Annotated in this window: 1 protein-coding gene; it reads right to left on the bottom strand. The window is 39.3% G+C overall.

Annotated elements, in window-relative coordinates:
* Window positions 1–300: 300 nt before the first annotated feature.
* Window positions 301–993 (bottom strand): hypothetical protein, encoded by a 693-nt coding sequence (locus B147_RS0106165; protein ID WP_020586357.1) that lies wholly within the window; start codon window positions 991–993, stop codon window positions 301–303.
* Window positions 994–1,593: the final 600 nt, after the last annotated feature.

Genomic DNA, 1,593 nt, shown 5'->3' with positions numbered 1-1,593 from the left:
GCGCCTGAACAAGGTACTGGACCGGTCACTGCACACCGATCAATCAAACTATCGTTTGCTTGATCGGCGCACAGCGCCGGTCAGCACCGCGATTACATTTAATACAGTATTTTCGTTACTGTTCGAAAACCCGCCAGAATCAATTTTATAGAACATTAAATGTAATTTCGAAATTTGAACTGGTGCCACAAAATATGGTATTGGGGTTCAGGTTGGGAATCTGAGCTTTAATAGACTTTTGGGGTGTAACGCGCGGATAAGCGGCTTGTCCCCTTTTCCATCTGTGTCTATGTATTGAATTCACTTCTTACTGATTTCAGCCAGCTCACGTAGAATTGGAAACATAAACCATTGGCCCAATACGAGACAAGTCATATGAGTTAGCACACTAACAACAGTAGCTCGGATAGTTCCAACCTTGTGCACTTGTCTTACTATCGGCACTGTCTTGATGACTAAATAAATGCCTATAATAAGCAAGAGCAAAAAAACCATCAGAACAAAGAATGCATCTCCACTATCTGTCAGCTGTAATTCCTTTCCTGACATAACAGATTCACGGAAATTATTGTTTGGCACAATTAGGTAGTCTGTCATTTGTATAATTGGCCAAAAGGCTACTAAATAAATGGAAGAAATAAAAACTGTTAGGAAGTTACCTTTACCGCCAACTACTTTCCCAAAAAGAAACAAAAGTGAACCAAAAAAAATCATAAACAGAATTACACTGATACAATCTATTAAAATGACCATGGGATTTTTTACGTCAATTCCATAGAAAAGAACAAATTCTGGCAACACAATCACCAGTACAATAACATACACAAAAAGCAAGAAGCTCAAAGCAGAACATGCCGCTTCCGTCAGATCAGAGTCTGGCTGGACAACAGAACTACAGGGATTCTGAAGGACCATCAGCCAAAGGTGCAAGTTTTTCTTCATCCAGTTTGCGACGAAAACAAAAAATTCCTTAGATGGGAATGGTATTTCCATTTTAAATCACCAGTTATCGTTTGCGTATTCCTGATTATTATATGGCCCGAACCAGTTGATCTGTTGTTTCCGTCTATCTTTCGTATTCACTTATCTAACGTGATAACATCCGAAAAGTAAGAATAACCAAATCTGCATAAATGCTTAAAAAAGCAATGTTAAAATCATTAACATCTTCTTGAAAGGCTTGCAATTTTTTTCTTCAATTTTCCACATAGTTGACCAAGCACTAATGGTATCATTGAATCCCAAGAACCTTTCCAGACAGTACGTTGACTACTCCAGCATTGTGTCACTGGAACTTTTGATGAGATGGAAAGCACTTCTTCAACCAGTATCTCCCCCAAAATGATTCTTTTTGCCGTTTCATCGATGAAACAGTTTACAGTCGCTGGGAATGATTTTTGTGCCCGGACCACTTGGGCAGATCATCCTGTATTTCAATCACCCTTGAATCAATGCTTCTTCCGTGTTTTTGGACGGTTTTAAGAAATGATCAACTTGTTCTTTTGTTATTTCCGTGAGGCCCCCATAGCCTTATCCCGCTTTTTGAATCATGCCGCCAGCCTGTAGCGACTCAAAATAATACACGCTTCCAAT

The organism is Desulfobacter curvatus DSM 3379 (genome assembly GCF_000373985.1).
GTDB classification, from domain to species: domain Bacteria; phylum Desulfobacterota; class Desulfobacteria; order Desulfobacterales; family Desulfobacteraceae; genus Desulfobacter; species Desulfobacter curvatus.
This window is presented reverse-complemented; position numbering and strand designations above follow the sequence as displayed.